General features: G+C 61.8%; 11 protein-coding genes. 5 read left to right on the top strand and 6 right to left on the bottom strand.

Features of this window, described 5'->3' with window-relative positions; translation table 11 throughout:
- Nucleotides 1-964, bottom strand: a 964-nt coding sequence (locus tag EOA38_RS11240; protein WP_145965946.1) for an ABC transporter substrate-binding protein, incomplete at its 3' end; no start/stop codon positions are given.
- A gap of 229 nt (nucleotides 965-1,193) precedes the next feature.
- Between EOA38_RS11240 and EOA38_RS11235 the strand changes: the two genes are divergently transcribed.
- The 4 genes from EOA38_RS11235 to EOA38_RS11220 all read left to right on the top strand — a co-directional run bounded on the left by EOA38_RS11235 (nucleotide 1,194) and on the right by EOA38_RS11220 (nucleotide 10,732).
- Nucleotides 1,194-1,940, top strand: a complete 747-nt coding sequence (locus EOA38_RS11235; RefSeq protein ID WP_127299230.1) for a response regulator transcription factor — start codon at nucleotides 1,194-1,196, stop codon at nucleotides 1,938-1,940.
- Complete coding sequence (locus EOA38_RS11230) at nucleotides 1,937-4,093, top strand: ATP-binding protein (protein ID WP_127299229.1); 2,157 nt, start codon at nucleotides 1,937-1,939, stop codon at nucleotides 4,091-4,093. The genes EOA38_RS11235 and EOA38_RS11230 overlap by 4 nt, the downstream gene beginning before the upstream one ends.
- Before the next feature lie 117 nt (nucleotides 4,094-4,210).
- Nucleotides 4,211-10,387, top strand: coding sequence for a LysM peptidoglycan-binding domain-containing protein (locus EOA38_RS11225; protein ID WP_127299228.1), 6,177 nt, complete (start codon nucleotides 4,211-4,213; stop codon nucleotides 10,385-10,387).
- Nucleotides 10,388-10,525: 138 nt separating this feature from the next.
- A complete protein-coding gene (locus EOA38_RS11220; RefSeq protein WP_348627518.1) occupies nucleotides 10,526-10,732 on the top strand; it encodes an AlpA family phage regulatory protein in 207 nt (68 codons plus the stop codon).
- Between the two features lie 119 nt (nucleotides 10,733-10,851).
- Here the strand turns inward: EOA38_RS11220 and EOA38_RS11215 are convergent, their stop codons facing one another.
- From EOA38_RS11215 to EOA38_RS11200, 4 genes are all read right to left on the bottom strand, one after another.
- Nucleotides 10,852-12,108: an integrase arm-type DNA-binding domain-containing protein gene (locus EOA38_RS11215; RefSeq protein WP_127299227.1), complete on the bottom strand. Its 1,257-nt coding sequence runs from the start codon at nucleotides 12,106-12,108 to the stop codon at nucleotides 10,852-10,854.
- Between the two features lie 40 nt (nucleotides 12,109-12,148).
- Complete coding sequence (locus EOA38_RS11210; protein ID WP_127299226.1) at nucleotides 12,149-12,328, bottom strand: hypothetical protein; 180 nt, start codon at nucleotides 12,326-12,328, stop codon at nucleotides 12,149-12,151.
- A 98-nt stretch (nucleotides 12,329-12,426) separates the two neighbouring features.
- Entirely contained in the window at nucleotides 12,427-13,983 is a 1,557-nt protein-coding gene (guaA, locus tag EOA38_RS11205; protein WP_127299225.1) for a glutamine-hydrolyzing GMP synthase, read from the bottom strand.
- 56 nt (nucleotides 13,984-14,039) lie between these two features.
- Nucleotides 14,040-14,543, bottom strand: coding sequence for a MarR family winged helix-turn-helix transcriptional regulator (locus tag EOA38_RS11200; RefSeq protein WP_127299224.1), 504 nt, complete (start codon nucleotides 14,541-14,543; stop codon nucleotides 14,040-14,042).
- 88 nt (nucleotides 14,544-14,631) lie between these two features.
- Here EOA38_RS11200 and EOA38_RS11195 point away from each other — a divergent pair, with 88 nt between their 5' ends.
- Nucleotides 14,632-14,949 carry a hypothetical protein gene (locus EOA38_RS11195; RefSeq protein WP_127299223.1) on the top strand — a complete coding sequence of 106 codons (318 nt, stop codon included), beginning with the start codon at nucleotides 14,632-14,634 and terminating at the stop codon, nucleotides 14,947-14,949.
- 12 nt (nucleotides 14,950-14,961) lie between these two features.
- Here the strand turns inward: EOA38_RS11195 and EOA38_RS11190 are convergent.
- Nucleotides 14,962-15,223, bottom strand: a 262-nt coding sequence (locus tag EOA38_RS11190) for a 5'-methylthioadenosine/S-adenosylhomocysteine nucleosidase (RefSeq protein ID WP_127299222.1), incomplete at its 5' end; no start/stop codon positions are given.

The following is a 15,223-nucleotide window of genomic DNA, read 5'->3' as shown; positions in this document are numbered from 1 at the left end:
ACCGCACATCGGCGGAGCCGTAGGTGGCGAAGTCATAGTCGACAAGCTTGATCTTGGTGATGTCCGGCGCTCCCGGCGGAACGGAGGCCTTGCCATTTGAGGGCACTTGGTTCTGTCCGGCCGCGGCTCCCGTCGCCTGCCCCTCCGCGCTGAGGGCATAGTCGACGAACAGCTTGGCGTTCTCCAGATTTCGGGCTCCCTTGATGACGCTGACGGCGCCGATCTCGTAGCCGGTTCCCTCGCAAGGAGCGACAATCTCCAGAGGGAAACCGGCCTGCTTTTGGGTCACCGCATCATGCATGAAGGAGATGCCGATCAAGGTTTCGCCGCGGGCCGCCGCCTTGACCGGGGCTGAACCTGACTTCGTGTAGTTGTTAACATTGTGGTCGAGCTCGCCGAGGTATTTGAAAGCCTCGTCTTCGCCGAAGATTTGGACCAGCGTGGCCAGCACCGTATAGGCTGTTCCGGAGGAATTCGGATTGGCGATCTGTATTTCGCCTTGATAGGCTTCGTTGGCCAGATCCTTCCAGCATTTGGGCGCTGGAAGGTTCTTCTGCTGCATGACTTGCTTGTTGTAGGCGATGCCAAGCGCACCGGCATAGATACCGGCCGCGCGGCCACCAGATATCTCGAAGAAATTCTGTGCCCAAGGCAGCAAATCGGCCCTGTTGACTGAGGTGTATGGCTCCAACAGCCCTTCGGATGCGGCCTGCAACTGCGGGTCCCCTGTGCCACCCCACCAAACGTCGACCTTGGGGTTCTCCTTCTCGGCACGGACCTGGGCGAGGATCTCGCCGGAGCTCTTGCGCACCATCGACACGTCGATGTTGGTCTTGCGCTCAAATGCTTTCTCGAATGCGGTGCACCAGGCTTCATCCGCGCCGCAAAGGACATTGAGCCTGCCGCTTGCCTGCGCGGCCGGCACTGACGCCAGTGATGCCGCGAAAGCCATCCCAGTGAGCATCCCAATCTTCATGCTATCCTCCCTTCCGACGAAGCCGGCAATGTCCTCAAAGGCCGCCGGAAGAGGATCGTACATGAAGCGAAAATCGCAACTCGATTTGTGTTGCGAACCTTTCACGCCCCGCCCAATCTGCTTTCAAAAATGGCAATTGTTACATTTGTGACGAAGCCGGTCATTAAGCTCCCTTTTGAAATCGCAGCGCGCGACTGTATGTTGGCACCAGGAGGAGTTGCTGTTGGAAAACATCAAGATCCTGATCGTGGAGGACGATCCGGAGATGTCTGAACTGATCTCCGATCTCGTGTTCTCCGAGGGTTGGATGCCGATCGCCGTTACATCGGCTGAGGAGGCTTGGCGGGCGCTGGCGCAACAGCGCGTTCACATCGCTCTGATCGACCATAATCTGCCGGGACTGTCTGGACGCGCTTTCGCGCAGCGTCTGCGCCAGGAACAGAACATCGGCATTTTGTTGGTGACGGCATCTGGCAGCGCTGCCGACCGGGTGCTGGGCCTCGAGACGGCCGCCGACGACTATGTCGTAAAGCCATTCGAGCCGATCGAACTAGCGGCTCGCATCAAGGCTGTTCTGCGCCGGTCGACGCAACATTCGCAGCTGGAGCCAAGCGGTCCTTCGCGAGAAGAGGCAGAACCGAGACTGCGAATCGGAAACTGGCAGATCGACTTCAAGCAGCGGCGCGCAGTATGCCTGGATGATCCCGCCGCCACGCTGACGAACTCGGAGTTCGCACTCCTGGAGGTTTTGGCCGAAGCACCGGGCGAAGCCGTCGATCGCGTTCGCATACTCAATCGGCTGGGTTCCGATGACGATCGCTTTATCGATCGCAATGTCGACGTTCTGGTGCTGCGGTTGCGCCGCAAGATCGAGCTCAATCCTTATCTGCCAAGGCACATCAAGACACGGCGGGGCAAGGGCTATGTTCTGGTGGTGGATCCTGCGAGCGAGGCCGCGGGTTGAAGCATCGATCGTTTTTCTCTTCCATAGCGTTCCGGCTGCCGTTCGCGATCCTATCTATCTGCGGGCTGGTGGCAAGTCTCGCGCTCGTGGCGATCTACGGCCTGTCTCGGGCAGAATCGGAGATGACCTCCTACAGCTCGACCGCCTTCGCCAGTCTGGCCAAGGCGTCGACGATTTCGCGGCAGGTGTCTGCGCTGCTGTCGACGGCACCGTTCCTGCTCAATACGACGTCGCCCTATAGGCTCTCCAACGAAAGTCTGCAGATCGTGCGCCAGATCGACGCTCTGATGGAATATGTCGGGCGCCAGCCTGCCGATATTCTAGCCGATCTCGACGAGGACGACCGAACCCATCGGGTCCTCGACGTGCTTTCGGCGATCCGAAAGGAGACGCTTGCGCTTGCCGACAATGCGGACGAGGCGCAGCGCTATAAGAGCCTTGTTGGTGCTACAGTGGCGAAACTGGAGGCGCTGCAGGAAGAACCCAGGTTCGTGCCAACAAACAACGTCGCCCTGAAGCAGATTGCGATATCGGCGGCAGCGTCCGACAACTTTCTCCAGCTGGGCGAGTTGCAACGCCAATATCTGAAGCTCAGCGAACCGCCCGGCAGCACGAGCCCCGCGGTCGAGGCCAAAGGTACACTGGCGCTTTATGACGGCATTTTCGAGCTGCGCCAGGCTTATCTCAGCCGCATGTTCGCAGTCCGCTCGGCGCTCACCCGGCTCGGCACGGCTTCACAAAATCTGGGGGCGGCCACAGAAGCGCAATTCATGGGTATAGGGCAAACACTGAGCAAGGGGTTCGCTTCGACGACCCAGGCACTCAGTCATTTGCGCCAGGTCATCCTCGCCGCCCTGCTGCTGGTTATTGCGCTCAGCGTCGTCGCAATCCTCACGGTGATCCGGGTGTCCAAGGCCATAATGGGGATTTCCGAGGGCATGCATCAGCTGGCGCGGGGAGAGAAGGACGCTCTAGCGCCGCGCTTCGAAGGTCCTGAAACAGAACTGCGTAACCTTGTCCGGGCTTTCACGGCATTCAAGGCAAGCGTCGACCGCGTCGCGCGCCTGCGGAGCACCGCCGAGGCTGCTGCACGCACCATTCGATCGACATTTCGCAGCATGAATGAAGGTATCGCCATATTCGACCATTCAGGCCGGCCGATAACCATGAACCACCGTATCATCAAGCTGATGCAGCAGAATCCGTCCGCGCGCAAATTGCCCGCGCGCTCCTTTGCGTCGAAGATCAAAGAAATCGCCCCGGACCTGCTTCCCGATGGTCTGGCGAACCCGGGCAATTTGCGCAACCCGGTAGTCCTGCGCGCCAGATGCTCGGCACAAAGTGTCTTGGAAGTCTCGCTTTCACGACAGGCGGGCGAACGGGTCGTGATGCTTGTTAGGGACATCACGGAGGCGGACCGCCAAGAAGCTGATGCCAGGAGAGCGCAAAGGCTCGACGCGATGATGCGCATGACGCACCAGGTGAGCCACGAAGTCGGAAACATGATCGGCATCATAACGGGCAGCTTGGGTCTGTTGGAAAAGGCCGCGCCCCTTGACCCTACGCAACAGCGCCATCTGGCGCGCATACGCAAGGCGGCGGAGCGCGGAAAGACGTTGGCCAGCAGCATGCTTTCGGCTGCAAGCCAGCAGGTGCTTGCTCCGGCACGATTCGACGTCGGCGCACTGCTGCTGGGAATGCTGGATGTTCTCGAGATGGCCGCTGGCAATCATTGCGTGACAAGGCTCGATCTTCGCCGGCCATTGCCTCCCGTCTTCGTCGACCCTGCTCTGTTCGAGCAAGCGGTGCTTAATCTGTGCTTGAACGCTGCCGCAGCGATGCAAGAGGGTGGCGAAATCCTCATCATTGCAGAGCGACGACAAGCGATGCTTGCAGTCGAAGTCTGCGACCAGGGCACCGGGATGGCGCCTGAAGTGATGGATCGGGCATTCGAGCCGTATTTCACGACGCGGCCGAACAGGGGGGGTACGGGGCTTGGCCTGGCTGTCGTGTACGGCTTCGTCCGACAGAGCGGCGGAGAGGTGTCAATCCACTCGCGCCTGGGCGAAGGCACACGCGTCGAAATGCTCTTTCCAGCACTGCCGGAGCACGGCGGACACGAGCAATCCCCGGAACTGGCGAATGAGCAGTAGTAGGCAGACCGCCAGGTCAGTGGCATTCCATTTGGATTTTTTTGTGAGGGAGAGAGAGGTTATATTTGCGGTGGGAGTTTGGGCTTGGCTGCTTGAGGATAACCGAACGAGGCTGCGATGCTCGAGAAGGTGATGTGGAAGCCGCCTGTGCTTCCAGTGAAGGATGTTTCGGGGGATGGGCGGCAGTTCACTTCGCTTGCGTCGGCGGCGAGCCAGAGCAAAGCGCAAGCTGATGGGATTGCGCGCTCGCTGGCGGCAGGCAAGGGCATCGACCAAATTGTCAAGGAGCACCCCGGCTGGACACGCGAGCAGGTGCTCGCCCAGTTGAGGGCGGCAGGTTACGAAGTAAAGGTGACAGAGCCGCAAGCAGGCGAGACGCGGGTGACGCAGGTGCGCGACCCGAAGAACGGCAAGACGGTCACCGAGTATTCCGATTTCCAGCATGGCACCTACTACACCGCGGTGAAGGCACCGGGGGGTGAGGAGGTGTCGACGCCGGTGCGCGACGGCCTGGGGCGCAAGGTGACCAGTCATCGTGACGCGTCAACGGGCGCGATCACGACGCGTTATGAAGACGACCTCAATCTATCTAACGGAACGACTGTCGAGACGACGCGGCTCGCGGACGGCACGATGGTGACGAAGACCACGCAGCGTAGCGGCGCCACTGAGACGGAGGTGACAGCCCCCGACGGGCAGCGGACGAAGCTGGCGCAGGATCAGAAGCCGACACGCGAGGGGGCGCAGCCGATCCTGAAGAAGATTGCCGATGGCAAGACGATCGACGAGATCGTCAAGGAGCACCCTGGCTGGACGCGCGAGCAGGTGCTCGCCCAGTTGAGGGCCGCCGGCTACGAGATGAAGGAGACGACGCCCACGTCAAACGACACTTCCGGCACGACGCAAGTGCGCGATCCGCACACGGGCAAGGTGGTGGCACGCTACTCGGGCAACGGTCTCGACGGGCCGTACAGTTCGCAGCTTGTCAACGGAGATGGCGATACCGTCACGGTTACACGGGATTCCCAGGGCAAAACCACGCGCAAGGTGGTCGAGTCGAACGGGCGGCAGACGACCACCACCACGCGGGAGGTGGACGGCAAGACACAGAAGACCGTCAAGGTGACGTTCAACGGCTATACGTTGACAACGGATCCTGACGGCAAGCTCGCGCTAACCGACGGCGAGGGTAATGAAGTGAAGATCAAGCCGGGCACGATGCTGGAAGGGTTGGCCCGGACCCTCATGGCCGCCAATCCCAACAGCAGCGATCCTGCCGAGCGCAAGGAAGGGGAGATCGTCAAGACGTTCATTGAGGGCGTCTTTGCCGGCGAGCGGCTGCCGGACCTGATCGCTGAGGCGCGAGGTCTGGGCGAAGAGACTCAGCGCATGCTGGCAAAATATCGCGACAGTCATGTAGCGCAGCCGATCAAGGACAAGGACAAGAACATCATCGATCCGATCGGGCTGCCACCGGCGGGCAACGCGCCCTCGGGCGGCAAATGGGTACCGGTGAAGATCCAGGGCCAGTGGAAATGGGTAGACCCCAAGGTGGCGCAGGCGATGGCGGCAGAGAACGTGGCGCTGTCACGGGTTGCCGAGACCCGCGCCAAAGTGCATCGCAGCCAGGCACAGTTCGACGCCCTCGCTCTTGATCCGGCCTACAAGGGCGCGCTTGCCGATGCACGCAGGACGATCAACAAGGCGCTGGCGCCCTACGGATTGCAATGGAGCCCCCCGAAGCCGAAAGGCACTTTGGAGGAGGCGCGGCAGAGGCTGGCCGGCACCGAGACGATGCTGAAAAACGCCAGCGGCGCGCGCAGCGAGTACGAGCAGGCGGCACGCATCCTCAATAACGCCATCACTCGGTTGAGTTCCCTCTCCGTGCCGCTGGTTGCTCCACCTGTGACAGGGCCTCGAGTGCGCACTGTGGGTGTCAACCACGCGTTGCAGGATGCGCAGGACGAAGAAGCGCGCACGAAGGCAGTCAGCCTGTTTTCGGAGGTCGGTCTGCACATGAGCAGGGGCGACAAACTCTCGCTCGACTATCTGGTCGGCCTCGGCGAACAGAACCTGGCGGCGAGCAAGGGAACGCCGCAGCACAAGAAGCTCGAGGCAGCGGTGGCCGACCTCAAGCAGATGCAGACAGCAGCGGGCCAGCAGTTGGAGCTGGCAGAGGCCTACCACAACTTCTACCAGGCCCGCGGCGATGCCTCGGCACTGCGGGTTCTCGGCCAAAAACTCCTTGCCGAGTACAACAGCAAGAACCAGTTCCTGTTCGAACCCAACAGGAAGCACAGCACCTATGGCGGCAAGTATCTGGGCAAGTTCACGGGCCAGGAGATCGAGGTCCGGGACGGCCAGGCCTGGGTGGTCAACCACTTCGAGGAGGGCACGACCGAACAACAGCTGACCTATGCGCCTGACGCCAAGAATGTGCGCGGCGAGTATCGTGATCGGGCCCTTAACAAGGAATGGCAGACAGCGCTGAAGCCCAACCCTTCCGTGTGCCAGAATGATCCGCTCCAGGCCGAACTGCAGGCGGGCAAGAATCTCAACACGGTGCTGAAACAGCAGATTGATGGCAAGATCAAGCTTCTCGACGGCACCACCCGCGACTTGCAGAACCGTTATGACGGTGCCCTGAAAGAGCACGGTCCGGGCAGCGCGGAAGCGCCGGCGGGAATGCTGCCAAAGGGGACGCAGCCAGTCGAGGTCGAGGTCGGCGGACACAAGATCAAGGTCGCGCCGGAAGTCGCTTCCCAATATGAGAAGGGCGGGCTTGAGGCACTTGCAAAGGGCGGCAAGCCGGTCTGGATCGAGATTGAGCGCGACGACGGCAGCCGCGGCACCGATGGCCGCTGGGTGGACCCAGAGCTTGCGGTCTTGCGGCTGCGGCTGAGCGCAGCGCAAACGCAGCGTCAGGGCGTAAGCGACCTTCGTAGCGAGGTGGAAGGCTTCAGCGCCTGGTACACGTTGCGCCAGCAAGAGCCGGCCCCGCTGGTCGGAACCGACCCTGGACTGGACAAGGCCTCTCTCGACCATCACCAACAACTGACGCTCGACGCCATCTACCAGCCGCAGTACCAGGCCATGCTGCGCTCCGCGCAAAACGACAATGGCAGCGACTTCGAGTTCCACCGTGTGGAGGGCTCGACGCTGGAAGCGACCGTCTCGCGCATGCTCGGCCTCGGCGGCAGTTCCGAGGGACGCAAAGCGCTGAAGGAAGCGACGCAGGAGATCCGCGGGATCGGTGACAAGGTGGATGTGCGCGTCGTGCCGCTCTTCCATGTCGACGAGACCGGGGGCTCGCAGCAGATCGCCCTGCTTGCCGTCAAGGGTGGCGACGGCAAGATCTGGTACATCGATGCCGCCGGCATGAAGTTCGAGAGCCTGAAGGACTTCCAGGACAACAACCGGCAGTTCGGCGAGAACGGCAAGCTGGTGGTGCCCGCCGGACTGGAGATGAAAGCAGGCGCCGACGGCAAGATCGCGCTCGACGTGGTCAAGGCGCGCAATGTGTCGGTCCAGGAAAAGATCGTCGATCCGGTAGTCGGCCTTATCGGCACCGTTGCCACGGTCGCGTCCTTCACGGAAGTTCTTGCTCCCGTCGCAGCCCCCATTGCGCTAGCCAGCGGCGCCTATCTCGGCGGCCGCACGTACCATATGCAAGAGCAGTATCTTAGCCATGGCGGCGATTGGGGCGACAGCGAGTCGCTGATGAACGTGGGCATGATGGCAACGGTTGCCCTGCCGGTAGGATCGAGCACGCTGCGCACCATCGGCATGGCGGGAAAGCCGCTCGCCAGCGGAGCGCGCATGTCTCTGTGGAGTGCCTCGCGCGCCAGCATTGGCGCGGGGAGGGCCGACAGCGACCTCGCCACCGCCGCCAAAGCCTACATGCGCTCCCCCACCAAGCTCAACCGCCTCGCCCGTGGCATGGACTGGAGCGCGATCGGCATCGGCGCCCCGCTGATGGCGGCCTCAGCCCACAATCTGTTCCTCTATGGCGACCAGATGTCCGGCCTGCAGCTCGCCGATGCGCTGACCGGCCTTGGCGTGGGCGCGATCGGCACCGGCATGGGCGTGCGCAACCTCAGAGCCACGAAGCCGCAGCAGCAAACGCAGTCCAGCCCACCGCGCTCGGGCACGATCGAACTCGTCGATGCGACCGGTCAGACGATCACCGCCCGCCATCTCGGCCCGGCGCCGAAGAGCTCTGACGACATCCTTCTGCCCGAACCGGATGGAACCCAACCGCGCGGCGACGATCCACGTCACCAGTCCAAGACCCACATCCTCGTGCGCGACCCCGATACAGGCGAGGCCGTTGTCCTCCCCTATGTGCGCGGCGCTTCCTCCGAACACACACCCAACCCAGCAGGTGAGCCCGACCCATCCACCGACCCCGCGGGCGAGACCAACCCAAAGCAGAACCAGCCCGAGCAACCGGCGCCGGAAGCGTCCTCCCCCAAACTAGCTGAGACGTCTGGGACAGAGACAAAGGGGCCTCCAGCTCTCAATGTCAAACGCGCCGCCGCCTACATACTGGCGGCCAGGGTCCTGGCGGCAGCCTTCGGCCATCTCACTGGCATCACCACCATCTACAACGCCATGAGCGGACAGGGAGCAAGCACGGCCGCCTACTACCGCTCGGCGCTTTCGAAACTTGCCTGGTACACCCACAACCATGGAATGATCGATGTCTTCGAACTCGCCGCCAAAGGTGAGGTCGACAAAGCCATGACCCGCCTCAACAAGATCATGGACCGAGTCCAGAAAAAAGGCGCAGCGCCATTGAATGAGGAGGAGGCTGAAGATCTGCGAGCTCTGGTGCAGCGTGTCGGCAACCATGGCGCGGCATACCGCGCTGCCCTGGAAACGCTCGATCCGGCGATGCGGGACACATTGCCCACCATCAAGATCCGCGACCTTCCGCTGCCGGAAGAGGTCATCCGGAACTGGCTGCCGGAGAATCTGGAATCCGTGCCGGAGATCAAAAGGATTCTCACGGCAATGAGCGAGGAACCGAGCGGGGAGTATTCCGGGAAAAAACCGGCGGAGATCCTGGCCGATCTGTCGCGCAAGTTCGACCTTCTGGCGGATATCGATGGCGAAGGGCCACTACGCAATCGCCTTCTTGCCACCAAAGAGGCCCGCGAAGCCTATCGGGCGCTGTATGGGGCATTGAAGGAAGCCCTTCCGAGCGGATCGGAGCCGCAACGGATCGATCACAAGGCAGCCGAGAAAAAACCGGGCAGCTCAATGGCCCCCGACACCTGGCGCGGATATCTGTTCAAACTCGGTTCCTTCGGCGGCGCCTTCAACGTTCTCCTCGCCTGGGGGAGCAAGGGAATGCCTTCCCATGGCGGCTCGCTTCTGCACTCGTTTGTCGGTTGGGGCGGCTACCTGGCCGACCCAGCCGGCGTGGTGCCGGCAACCATCGTTCAGTGGAAATATCTCAAGGCGCTGCGCGAGCTGTCCGACTACAAGGCCGACCATCCTTATCCACGCACGCCTGAACAGGAGGAGCAGCTGGCTGCATTGGAGGCGCGCCGCAAGCGCCTCAACACTTTGGCAGATTACACCAGCATCGCCAGCGGCATCCGCAATATTCTCGTCGGCGCCCAATATCTGATGGCAGGCAACTATCCTCTTGCGCTCGGATCGTTCCTCCAGGCCGGGAGCAGCTTCGGATGGGTGCTGGTCCAACAGACGCCAAAATCGATGAACATCGCGCCTGGCACCAAGAAGGCCATTCGCTACAGCTCAATCTCATTGGGAATCCTGGTTCCGACCGCAATCATGCTGTGGAAGACATTGGCCGACGAAGGACAAAAACAGACGGGTCCAAGCATGTACGGGCTGGCAACGGAGGGCTACAGGGACCTCAGCCAAGCCGTTGAGGCCTGGGGCAAGGCGCTGGGGCTCGGCGAGCTTCTCGGCAACCGACCTTCTGACCTCGCCTTCGCCAAGGTGATGCAGGAGATAGCCAACATGCCTTTCGACCCGTCCTTGATGCCGGGCCAGAACGGCTATACCGATCTGCACAGCATAGCCGCTGCAGACCCCGGCGCAGATGACCCGACTTGGCCGTTCGGCATTGAAGGACGAGGCAATCCGAGACTGGAGCGCGAAGGGTTCGCTCCGGTCCTTGCCCAGGAAGGCGACACGATTTCACGCATCGCGCGGGCCTATGCAGCAGATGTTGCCTCGACGGTTATGCTCAACATGGACCATATCGCGGATCCGAGCTTGATCTTCCCTGGCGACAGGATCTATCTCCCTGCATGAGCCCCACCGCGCGTTTCTGATGGATGCGATACTGAGGGCGCGCGCGGCGCTGAATGCCGACAGACGCAGCTGCATTGCGCGCGCCGTATATCCATCGGCCGGCCTTGCCCTCTCGGACGCGCCTTCAGCAATTTTCGAGTGGTGCAATGGCTGTCCGGCGTCGAGAAGGAGCGGCGCGGTGAGTTTCCTCGACGTTTCCATCTGACTTCGCGCTGCGTGGTCTGGGATTTGGCAGAGGTTGAGGCCTGGGTCGATGAGCGACGCCGAGCCTCGGATGCGGCGATGATCAAACGTGCTCCGTCGCCCGACGTGCGCCAGCGGAAAACAAGACCTGTTCGTCATTGACGGGGCGCCGGGACCGGTGGGCGCTAGCGAGCGATCATCGGGCACAGTGGCAACGTCAGTGCCAGTTCGACAATCATTCGCAGTGATGCCTGTTCCGGTCCCAACAGGTGCTTCACTCACTAGATCCTCGCTTCCGGTGCGATCAACTGCATGGTCGGCGGATAAAGCGTCGGCTGATGCGTCCGACCGTCCACCCATGGGTCGACAACGTCGGCCCATTCCTGGAGCATGTGACGGCGTTGCAGCTCGTACTCAGCCTTATTGTAGACGCCTCGGGAGGATTTTCCCTCCTCGTGGGCCAGGCATTTCTCGGTCCAGTCGCGATTGAAACCCAACTCGTTGAGCAGGGTCGATCCGGTTCTGCGCAGATCATGCACGGTGAACGGCTCCAACGGCAGACCCTGCTCATTGGCTCTCACGACGACAGCGGTGGTAATGCGGTTGAAGGTGGCGCGGGACATCGGCGCGTCGGCGTCGTAGCGCGACGGCAGAATGTTGCGTGAGTTCCCAGCGCATGTTTTGAGCGCGATCATGATGTCGACCGATTGCCGTGACAGATAAACGTTATGGGGCTTGGAGCGCTTCATGCGCGCTTTGGGAATGCTCCACACCGCATTCTCGAAATCGACTTCATCCCAGACCGCATCCTGCAATTCGCTCTTTCGAACCATGGTCAAAAGGATCAGCCGCAGTCCAAGGCGGATCGTGGGCAGCGTCGGGACGTGCTCGAGCTGCTTCAGCATAATCCGGATTTCAGTTGGCGAGAGGGCACGGTCTTTCGGCATGAAAGTCGCGATCGAGGCCGGACCAACATCGTCGGCCGGGTTCGGCACTTTCTCGCCATGCAGGATCGCGAAAGAGAAGATCTGCTTGACGATATCGCGGACGTGGATGGCGGTGGCCGGTGCTCCTCGGTCCTTCACTTTCTTGCAGAGCCCCCGAAGGTCTTCCGGTGAAATCTCCTTGAGGAGCCGGTTTCTCCAGGTCGGAACGATGTCGCGGTCGAAGATCGCCCGGCGCATGGCGCGTGTACTGTCGGCCATCCGCGCTTCCTTGAACCAGCGCTCGCCGAATTCACCGAAGCTCTTGGCTTCCTTCAGGCGGCGCTTCTGTCGCTGCTTCTCCTGCGCAGGTGAGATTCCCTCCCCCACCATACGACGCGCATCCAGACACAATTCTCTGGCTCGGGCGAGGGTTATGCCGTCAGGCCCGTATTGTCCGAGCGACACGGTCTCGCGACTGCCGTTCATTCGGTAGTCGTACCGGAAGGTCAACGCGCCCGAGCTTTTGACCAGGACATACATACCGTCATGGTCCGCGACCTTGTAATCTTTCACCTTAGATTTCAGATGCTTAAGCGCCGTGTCCGTCAGCAAGGTGACCTCCATTTCTAGCGGAAATCGACCGATTTGCGGTCTAAAAGACCGTCAGGCAAAATTCGGCCTGCTGTAACGCTGCTTTTCCTAACGAATTCAGAGTGTTAGCTTCCGAAAAAAGACCGTCATCAGCCGAATTGGGCTGACGGTATTGCGATTTTGGCGCTTGGACAAGAAAACGGATACCGTCAAAAAGACCGCCAGAGCGGTCCTTTTGCACGCGATAGTCCGTGATAGATGCTGAAGATTTATGCTTTTAAAATCAGCCACTTAGAGTGGGATAGCGATAGTTCGCGATAGTTCGCGAATGACCCAAAATCATTCCCACTCGATGGTTCCGGGCGGCTTCGACGTCACGTCGTAGACGACGCGGTTGATGCCTTTCACCTCGTTGATGATGCGCGTGGCGGCCGCACCCAGGAAGTTCATGTCGTAATGGTAGAAGTCGGCCGTCATGCCGTCGACGGACGTCACGGCGCGCAGCGCGCAGACGAACTCATAGGTGCGGCCGTCGCCCATGACGCCGACGGTCTGCACCGGAAGCAGCACGGCGAAGGCCTGCCAGATGGCGTCGTAGAGGCCGGCCTTGCGGATCTCGTCGAGATAGATGGCGTCGGCCTCGCGCAGGATCTCCAGCTTCTCGCGGGTGATGCCGCCCGGGCAGCGTATGGCAAGGCCGGGACCTGGGAACGGGTGACGGCCGATGAAGCTCTCGGGCAGGCCGAGTTCCTTGCCCAACGCCCTCACCTCGTCCTTGAACAATTCGCGCAGCGGCTCGACCAGCTTCATGTTCATGCGCTCGGGCAGGCCGCCGACATTGTGGTGCGACTTGATCGTCACCGACGGACCGCCGGAGAAGGACACGCTCTCGATGACGTCGGGATAGAGCGTGCCCTGCGCCAGGAAATCGGCGCCGCCGAGCTTCTTGGCCTCTTCCTCGAAGACCTCGATGAACAGCCGGCCGATGGTCTTGCGCTTCTTTTCGGGATCGCTCTCGCCTTCGAGCGCCGTGATGAAGCGGTCGGAAGCGTCGACCAGGATCAGCGGCAGGTTGTAGTGCTGGCGGAACATCTCCACCACGCTTTGCGCCTCGTCCTTGCGCATCAGGCCGTGGTCGACCAGGATGCAGGTGAGCTGGTCGCCGACCGCCTCATGGATGAGCAGCGCGGCGACCGAGGAATCGACGCCGCCCGACAGCGCGCAGATCACCTTGCCCTTGCCGACCTGCTTGCGGATCGCTTCGACGGCCTGCTCGCGATAGGCGGCCATCGTCCAGCCCGTGCTGAGGCCGGCGATATGGTGGACGAAGTTACTCAGCAGCTTCGCGCCGTCAGGGGTATGGACCACTTCGGGATGGAATTGCACGGCGTAGAACTGGCGCGCCTCGTGGGCGATGGCGGCAAAGGGCGCCCCGGTGGACGTGCCCACCACCTGGAAGCCATCGGGAATGGCGGTGACGCGGTCGCCATGGCTCATCCAGACCTGGTGCCGCGTACCCTTGGCCCAGACGCCGTCGAACAGCGCGCAGTCGTCCTCGATCTCCAGGAAAGCCCGGCCGAACTCGCGGTGGTGGCCAGCCTCGACCTTGCCGCCGAGCTGGGCGCACATGGTCTGCTCGCCATAGCAGATGCCGAGCACCGGGATGCCGGCGGAAAAGACCTCATCGGGCGCGCGGGGCGAACCGATGTCGACGGTCGAGTGCGGGCTGCCCGACAGGATGACGGCTTTCGGCCGGATGCGGCGGAAGCCCTCGGCGGCAGACTGGAACGGCACGATTTCGCAGTAGACCCCGGCTTCGCGCACGCGCCGCGCAATCAGCTGCGTGACCTGGCTGCCGAAGTCAATGATGAGAACAGTGTCGGGATGTGTCGTCATGGAGGGCCTTTAAAGAAAGAAACGAGTCGACGCAATGGGTCGCTAGGTCGCGCCGCTCACGTCGATTCCGATGTTCCATCGTGAACACCGGCGACCGTTTCCAACAGGTCGCCCGGCCTTGCATCGAGTGCCCGCAAGGCGTCCATCAGCGCCGCGAACCGCTCTCGGCCGATGCGATCCATGTAGCCGCGCTCGATCTGAAGCTTGATGCGGTCGCCGTCGCGCAAGGCGTCCAGACCCTTGTTTGTATAGCGCACAAGCTTGCCGCGGCCGTCCCGTGGGTCGGGAAGCCGCTCCAGCACGCCTTCCGCCTCCAGCCCGTCGAGCAATTGCTGAACCGCCTGCTTGGAGATGGCGGCGCGCTCGATCAGCGCCGACTGGCGCGTGCCGTTGCGGGGGATGTGCCCGAGCAGCCCGGCGCGCGCTTCGCTGAACCAGACGTGGCCGGCCGCCCGCATGGCGGCGGCAAATTCCGCCTGCCAGGCACGGCTCGCCTGCCATAGCCGCCAGCCGACATGATCGGGCAGCGCATCGGTCTTTTCGTCAAGCTCCTTGACCACTTGATCCGAACTCCATATAGTCAAGATACTTGACGATATTCACGTCGTCGAGACTCTTTCGAAAAGCGAACTCGTGGGACAGGGACAAATGACGATACTGAACAGGGACACGCTGGCGATTATCATGATCGGAACCACGCATGTCATCGACATGGGCGGCAAGAACGCCTTCATCCACTATGAAACCGACGATCGAGCGCACATGCTCCTGCCGGACGGCACACGCTTTCACGGACTTTGGACGCTGCTGGACGACGGCTACAAAGTCGAGTGGAAAGACGGTCCCGCCGGCGCGTGGAAACTGGACCACACACCGGGAGCGATCGACTATGTCGATGCGACCGGCGCCTCCCGCGGACGCATTTCACGCATCGATTTTGGCGATCCGCAGCGCCTGGCTGCTTGATCCGGGCAGCAGTCAGCCGTCCAGCAGACCGCCGCCGATCGCCTGTTCGAGCAGACCTATTGCCGCGGCCAGCTTCTCGTCGATGACGTGCAGATATTCGGTCCAGTCGCCGACATGCCTGAGATCGGCAGCGCCGTCGGAAATGCCACGCAGGCCGATCAGCGGCACGCCGAACAGCTGGCAGGCGCGCAGGCAGGCGAAGGTCTCCATGTCGACCATGTCGGCGTCGATCGCGTCATAGGCGGCGCCGGTGACGATCGCGCCACCGGAGGAC

Source organism: Mesorhizobium sp. M1E.F.Ca.ET.041.01.1.1, from assembly GCF_003997355.1.
Taxonomy (GTDB): Bacteria; Pseudomonadota; Alphaproteobacteria; order Rhizobiales; family Rhizobiaceae; genus Mesorhizobium.
Note: the sequence above shows the minus strand (reverse complement) of the source record. Positions and strands in the feature narration are given on the sequence as shown.

Bases quoted from the DNA above. Each gene is read 5' to 3' on its own strand.
- EOA38_RS11225 (WP_127299228.1), top strand. From the start codon at position 4,211: ATGCTCGAGAAGGTGATGTGGAAGCCGCCTGTGCTTCCAGTGAAGGAT.
- guaA (WP_127299225.1), bottom strand. From the start codon at position 13,983: ATGACGACACATCCCGACACTGTTCTCATCATTGACTTCGGCAGCCAG.
- EOA38_RS11195 (WP_127299223.1), top strand. From the start codon at position 14,632: ATGACGATACTGAACAGGGACACGCTGGCGATTATCATGATCGGAACC.